The sequence below is a fragment of the Streptomyces sp. W16 genome (assembly GCF_033194735.1).
Lineage (GTDB): Bacteria > Actinomycetota > Actinomycetes > Streptomycetales > Streptomycetaceae > Streptomyces.
This window is the reverse complement of sequence record NZ_JAWOAI010001074.1, coordinates 1-1,394: the sequence shown is the minus strand read 5'-3', so window position 1 is coordinate 1,394 and position 1,394 is coordinate 1. Positions and strand designations below refer to the sequence as shown.

Annotated in this window: 2 protein-coding genes; both read right to left on the bottom strand. The window is 69.4% G+C overall.

Features of this window, described 5'->3' with window-relative positions; genetic code table 11:
- Window positions 1-566 (bottom strand): bifunctional 4-hydroxy-2-oxoglutarate aldolase/2-dehydro-3-deoxy-phosphogluconate aldolase (locus R6V09_RS53190; RefSeq protein WP_317888563.1); only part of this gene is annotated, 566 nt, incomplete at its 3' end.
- A partial coding sequence (locus tag R6V09_RS53185; RefSeq protein WP_317888562.1) for a carbohydrate ABC transporter permease occupies window positions 563-1,394 on the bottom strand: 832 nt, incomplete at its 5' end. The genes R6V09_RS53185 and R6V09_RS53190, both read right to left, overlap by 4 nt.

Below are 1,394 nucleotides of genomic sequence, written 5' to 3'. Positions count from 1 at the left end.
GGGGAGCCGACGCCGACGGCGAGTGCGCCCGCCGCCATGTACTGCCCGGCCGCTTCGAGGTCGACGCCGCCGACCGCCATGAGCGGTATGTGCGGTAGCGGGGCGCGCAGTTGGCGCAGATGGGTGGGGCCGCCGGTGCAGGCCGGGAAGAGTTTCACGGCCGCCGCGCCGGCCCGCCAGGCGGTGGTCACCTCGGTCGCCGTCCATGCTCCCGGGTAGAAGGGGATGTCCTGGTCGGCCGCGTCGTGGATGACGTCCGGGTCGACGTTGGGGGAGACCAGGAACTCGGCGCCCGCCGCGAGCGCGTCCCGGGTGTCGGCCAGGGTGAGGACCGTACCGGCGCCGACCGAGACCCCGGCGCCGAGTTCGTCCTTGATACGGGCGATCGCGTCGAGGGCGCCGGTGGTGGTGAGGGTGACCTCCAGGCAGGTGACCCCGCCGGCCGCGAGGGCACGGGCCGCGGCGGGCAGCCCGGAGGCGTCGGCCGACCTGAGGATGGCCATCACCCGGGTACTGATCAACTGGGGTGTGATCAGGGGCCGTTGAAGAAACTGATTGTCCGTCACTTGACCGCTCCCGCCGACATTCCGGCGACCATCTGGCGCTGGAAGAAGATGAAGATGACCAGTAGGGGCAGCACACCCAGCAGCGCGGCCGGGAACAGCGTGGTCGGCTGCACGGTGTGCGGGTCGATGAAGGAGTACGCGTTCACCATGACCGTGCGCTTGCCCGGGTCCTGGAGGAATACGAGGGGGACCAGCAGGTCGTTCCAGATCTGCAGGGCGATGAAGGTCAACAGGGTGCTGGTGACCGGCCGTAGCAGCGGCAGGATGACGACGAAGAAGGTGCGCAGCGCGCCGCAGCCGTCGAGGGCCGCCGCCTCCTCCAGGTCGGCCGGGATCTGGCGGATGAAGCTGGTGTAGAAGAACACGGCGAGCGGCAGGTTGAGCGCGGTGTAGATGAAGACGACGCCCGCGTAGGTGTCCAGCAGGTTCAGGTCGCGCATCAGCAGGTACAGCGGTGCCACCACGACGAACACGGGGATGGACGTGCCGAGGATGAACAGCCGGTACACCGCCGTCGACCAGCCCGCAGTGATCCGGGCCAGCGGATAGCCCGCGAGCGCGCCGAGCACGGTGATGAGGACGCACGAAAGCCCGGTGATCAGAAGGGTGTTGAGGGTGCTGGTGCCGTAGTGGATCTGGCTGAAGGCCTGCGTGAAGTTCTTCAGCGTGAAGGAGTGCGGGATGCCCAGCGGGGAGCGTGCCACGTCCGCCGCCGTGCGCAGCGAGGTGACGATCGTGAAGACGAACGGCAGGACGAAGAGGACCGTGCCGAGGGTGAGGGCCGTGGTGCCGAGGCCGGCGGCGAGCCTGCGCGGGGTCCACGGGGCG